This window comes from Candidatus Frankia alpina (genome assembly GCF_902806485.1).
GTDB classification, from domain to species: domain Bacteria; phylum Actinomycetota; class Actinomycetes; order Frankiales; family Frankiaceae; genus Frankia; species Frankia alpina.
Window position 1 is genome coordinate 1 of sequence record NZ_CADCWT010000318.1, and the last position, 4,667, is coordinate 4,667.

At 70.6% G+C, this 4,667-nt stretch carries 5 protein-coding genes; 3 read left to right on the top strand and 2 right to left on the bottom strand.

The features are described from left to right. The first annotated feature begins 184 nt into the window (after nt 1–184). Both G6R25_RS21735 and G6R25_RS21740 read left to right on the top strand, forming a co-directional pair. Nucleotides 185–1,408, top strand: a complete 1,224-nt coding sequence (locus G6R25_RS21735; RefSeq protein ID WP_136449467.1) for a cytochrome P450 — start codon at nt 185–187, stop codon at nt 1,406–1,408. 353 nt (nt 1,409–1,761) lie between these two features. After that, nucleotides 1,762–3,216, top strand: coding sequence for an MFS transporter (locus G6R25_RS21740; protein WP_163554389.1), 1,455 nt, complete (start codon nt 1,762–1,764; stop codon nt 3,214–3,216). On the opposite strand, the gene G6R25_RS21745 is transcribed toward G6R25_RS21740, so the two are convergent. Then, nucleotides 3,205–3,609, bottom strand: coding sequence for an ATP-binding protein (locus tag G6R25_RS21745; RefSeq protein WP_136449555.1), 405 nt, complete (start codon nt 3,607–3,609; stop codon nt 3,205–3,207). The two genes, G6R25_RS21740 and G6R25_RS21745, sit on opposite strands and share 12 nt — an antisense overlap. Nucleotides 3,610–3,657: 48 nt before the next feature. Further along, on the bottom strand, nt 3,658–3,798 hold the full coding sequence (locus G6R25_RS21750) for a hypothetical protein (protein WP_163554387.1): 141 nt from the start codon (nt 3,796–3,798) through the stop codon (nt 3,658–3,660). Nucleotides 3,799–4,363: 565 nt separating this feature from the next. Here G6R25_RS21750 and G6R25_RS21760 point away from each other — a divergent pair. Beyond that, a complete protein-coding gene (locus G6R25_RS21760) occupies nt 4,364–4,627 on the top strand; it encodes a hypothetical protein (protein WP_163554388.1) in 264 nt (87 codons plus the stop codon). The last annotated feature ends 40 nt before the right edge of the window (nt 4,628–4,667 follow it).

A 4,667-nucleotide genomic window follows, 5' to 3' on the forward strand; every position in this document is an offset into this window, starting at 1 on the left:
GCCCGACATCCAGCGCCGTGCCGCGTGACCTTCTCCTGCCAGAAGCAGGCCGTATGCAGAGCATGTTGGCGACAAGCTGTCTTGACGTCGATTCGCGCCCATTTTTCACCGTCTTCACCACCTGCATGCAACAATCGGTCGACTGCTCCCCCCTGCTCTCGCAGCGAAAGGAAGTCCACTCTCCATGTCGATTACCGAAGCCGTGCAGCACGACCAGGAAATCCCCTCGTTTCCCTTTGACGACACGTTCTCGCCGCATTCCTCGGGACGCCTGGCGGAATATGCGCGGGAAGCGCCCGCGATCCGTGTTCGTTTCGGTCCCGGCCAGCTCCCGATCTGGCTGATCGTCCGCTATGCGCCGGCCCGGGCGATGCTCGCCGACTCCCGTTTCTCCCGCACCAGGACGCTGGACTTCTCCCCGCCCCTGACTGCGGGCCAGATGCCCGATCCGAACTCCATGCTCTGGCTCGACCCGCCGGAGCACACCCGGATCCGGCGCATGGTCAACGCCGGTTTCGCGCACCGTCAGATCGAGCGGATGCGGCCCTGGATCGCGGCGACGGCCCGGGCCCGGATCGACGCGATGACGGCCCAGGAGGCGCCGGGTGACATCCGCATGCTCGCCTTCCATCTGCCGATCGAGGTGATCTGCCAGCTTCTCGGCGTCCCCGACCTCGACCGGGAGAAGGTCCGGACCTGGAGCGAGTCGCTGTTCCGGTTCCATCTCGACCCGACGGGCGCAGCCGAAGGGCTCTTCGCGCTGTACGGGTACATGGGCGAGCTGGTGCGTGCGCGCAAGGCCGCCGCCGGTGGCACCGACAGCCCGGAGGGTCTGCTCGACGTGCTCATCGCCGCGGCCGACGACGACGGCACACTCACCAAGACCGAGCTGCACTCGCTCGCGATGACGCTGCTCATCGGCGGATTCGAGACCACCGGCGGAGTCATCACGAATGTCATCACGACGCTGCTCAGCCAGCGGTCGCACTGGGAGGCCCTCGTCGCCGACCCGGGCGGCATGCCCAACGCCATCGAGGAGCTCCTGCGCTACCACCCGCTGTCGATGACCTTCCCGCGGGTGGCGACGGAGGACGTCGATCTGGGCGGCTTCGTCGTCCGCGCCGGGGAGGTGGTCGTGGTACCGCTGGCGGCGATGAGCCGTGACCCGGCGGTGTTCACCGACCCCGACCGCCTCGATCTGACCCGGAAGCTGGTCCCGAACCTGACCTTCGACGCCGGCGTGCACCACTGCATCGGCGCGCACCTGGCCCGGGTCGAGCTGACCGAGGTGCTCAGCACGCTGATCGAGAAGGTCCCCGGGCTGCGGCTCGCGGTGGCGCCCACCGAGCTGCGCTACGAACTCAAGGCTCCGATCGGCCGAGCGGAGACGCTACCCGTCGTCTGGTGACGCCCGGGCGGTAGCCGCGCCGCCGGGACCGACGCCCTGTCAAGGGACGTCACCCACCAGCCCCGGCGGCGCGACGGCGCGGGCCGCTCGCCGCCCGCGGCATCACCGTCCTTGGCGGATGTTCAATCGGCGTCTGGCGGTTGCGTCGGAAACTGCTGGAGGCTGATGACGGTTGGGGGCCCGGCGAACCCACTCGTCCAAGCCCTGACCCGACCCTGACGATCAAGGTATTCCGCAGAACCGCGCCACCTCGCCCATCCTCCGATCGTTGGATTATCCAACTCGCTGTGGCTAGGCTCCCCTCTGGCCGTGTCGGTTGTGTTTTCAAACTTATGGACGAGGGATGAGCGAGCATGGACAACAGCCCCGAATCGGCGCTGCGATCTCGGCAACCACCCACGACGAGCAGTGACGCGGGCAGCATCGCGCCGGCTGGGCGGTTCGGGCGGGTGTTCGCGGTGGTGGCGGCCGGGGTTGCCATGTCGAACCTCGACCTGTTCATCGTCAACGTCGCCCTGCCGGACATGGGCCGGCACTTCGACGGGTCGTCGCTGTCGTCGCTGTCGTGGATGCTGAACGCATACGCCGTCGTCTTCGCCGCGCTGCTCGTGCCGGCCGGGAACTTCGCCGACCGGACCAGCCCGCGCCGCGCCTACCTCGTCGGCACCGGGATCTTCGCGCTGGCCTCCGCGCTGTGCGCCGTCGCCCCCACCGTGTGGTTCGTCGTCGCCGCCAGGGTGCTGCAGGCGGCGGGCGCCGCCGTGATGACCCCTTCCTCCCTCGGCCTGCTGCTCGCGGCGCCGCCGCCCGCGCGACGCGGAGCGGCGGTGCGAGCCTGGACGGCGGTGAGCGGGCTGGCGGCCGCGCTCGGCCCCGTCGCGGACGGGTTGCTGACCGAGCTCGACTGGCGGTGGGTGTTCCTGGTGAACCTGCCGGTCGCGCTCGCCGTACTCGTCGCCAGACCGCGGGTGCTGCCCCACCCGCCGCAACGCCCCGGCGCGGCACGGACCGATCTGGCGAGTGCGGTCCTGTTGACGGTCGGGATCGCGGCGCTGGCGCTGGGCCTGGTACGCGGGCCGGACTGGGGCTGGGGCTCGGCGGGCGTCGTCGGGGCGCTGTGCGCCGCCGCGCTGCTGCTCGCCGCGTTCGTCTACCGCTCGGCGCGCCATCCCTCGCCGGTCCTGCCGCTGCCGCTGCTGCGCGTGCGGACCTTCAGCACCGCCTCGGTGGCCGCCTTCGTGTTCAGCGTCGCGTTCGCGGCCATGCTGCTGTCGGGGGTCCTGTGGTGCCAGAACGTCTGGCACTGGTCGGTGCTGCGGACCGGGCTCGCCATCGCCCCCGGACCGCTGATGGTGCCGGGACTGGCCATCGCCGCCGGGCCGCTGGTGGCCCGCCTCGGGGCGGGGCGGGTGGCCGCCGCCGGCTGCGTCGTGTTCGCGGGTGGGATCACCTGGTGGATCCTGCGGTTGGACCCGCGTCCGGACTACGTCGGTGCCATGCTGCCCGGGATGCTGCTCACCGGCGTCGGCGTCGGGCTGATCCTGCCGACGCTGATCAGCGCGGCCGTCACCGCGCTACCGGCGGCGAGCTTCTCCACCGGTTCCGCGGTGGTGACCATGGCCCGCCAGATCGGCACCGTGATCGGGACCGCCCTGCTCGTCGCGGCACTCGGCGGGGCGACGGCCGGCGACCTCGGCTCGCTCACCGACGCCTACGACCTGGGCTGGATCATCACCGACACGGCGGTCGTCCTCGCCCGGCTGGCCTGCCTGGCGATCCCGCGCCCGCGGCCGGCGTCAGCGCCGTAGGAGGAACCACACGGTCTTGCCGTCGCCGGCGACCGGCACCGCGCCCCAGTCCTCCGCGAGGGCGTCGACGAGGTGCAGGCCGCGGCCGCCGAGCGAGTCGGCGTCGGTGGGGCGCGCCTGCGGCGGATGGTGGTCCGGGTCCCGCACCCCCACCCACACCGTGCTCTCCGTGGTCCGGATCTCCAGCACCGGCTCGCCGTGGCCGTGCAGCACGGCGTTGGTGACCAGCTCGCTGGCGAGCAGCAGGACGGTCTCGGTCACCTCGGCCGGGACGCCCCTGCCGGCCAGGTCCGCCGCCAGCCTCCGCCGGGCCTGACCGGGAGCGGCTGGATCCGCCGGCAGGACGAACCGGTCGAGGAAGGTCCCAACTGGTGGCTCCGACCCGGCCGACACGACATCCCCCTATCCGGGGCAATCCAGGGCTAAACCGTCCCGTGCTGATCATCGGGCCACCTGCGCGAGGACGGCGTCCCAGTCGGCCAGGAATCGCCCGAGCCCGTGCCGGGTCAGGCGGGTCAGGCGGGTCAGGCGGGTCCGGACCGGCCCCGGCATCGTGCCCTGTGGGCCGGTCGGCGCGGCCATCCGGTCGCCCCCTCACCCGCAGCCGGCCTGCTGACCCTCACCTCGGTGGACGTCCTGACCACCATCGACGAACCGGCCGAGTCTGGCCGGCAGCGCGGACCGGGCAGTTGAACGCCGGGTGGCATGCTGCCATTTATGGACGACACGAACCCGCGGGAGGCGGCCGTTCCGGAACCGGAGGGCGCCGAAGAGCGAGCCGAGTACGACTTCTTCGTCTCTTACCATGCCGACGACCGCGCGTGGGCGGAGTAGGTCGCCTGGCAGGTAAATATTCAGGCGCCGGGCGGGGAGTGAATATTTACCTGCCAGGGTCGCGGACTGCCGTCTCCCCAAGCTGCTCGGCGACATCAAGGCCTTCGACCTGTTCGACGAGGCGGAAGCCGGCGATCTCCTGCTGCAACGAATCGTGGACGCGCGGACGGGTCGGGCAAAGCCCACGACGAAGCCGCCGTTCCCCGGCTCGACAGGCACCGACCCGGGACAGCCCGGGACGGCATCCAGACGTCTTCGCAGCCCCGAAGCCCTGTTGCGGGGCGCGCCACTGGCCAGTTTGGCGGAGTATCCGGTGCGATTGCGGGACGGGCGCCCCGACCTTGATCTCGAATACCTGCAGCGGGCCTGCCGGCGGGTCATCGCCGACCGGAACGTCCGCGCCGCCGTGGATCTCGTCTATCTGACGGACCAGAATCCAGACCGTGTCGCATTCTCCCTGGACACCTACGAACTAGTGCTGCGGGTCGAGGACGAGTTTCGCCCGGAGCTGAGGCACATGGACTGCCCCCAGGCCCAGCGGAGAAACCTCATCGAACCACTGAGCCTTTCCCGGTAACGTTTCGTCGCTTTGCGTGACATCAATGTTGTGTTGGTGT

Excerpts from the sequence above, each read along its gene's own strand:
- G6R25_RS21750 (WP_163554387.1), bottom strand. The coding sequence starts at position 3,798 with ATGGCCGCGCCGACCGGCCCACAGGGCACGATGCCGGGGCCGGTCCGG.
- G6R25_RS21740 (WP_163554389.1), top strand. The coding sequence starts at position 1,762 with ATGGACAACAGCCCCGAATCGGCGCTGCGATCTCGGCAACCACCCACG.
- G6R25_RS21735 (WP_136449467.1), top strand. The coding sequence starts at position 185 with ATGTCGATTACCGAAGCCGTGCAGCACGACCAGGAAATCCCCTCGTTT.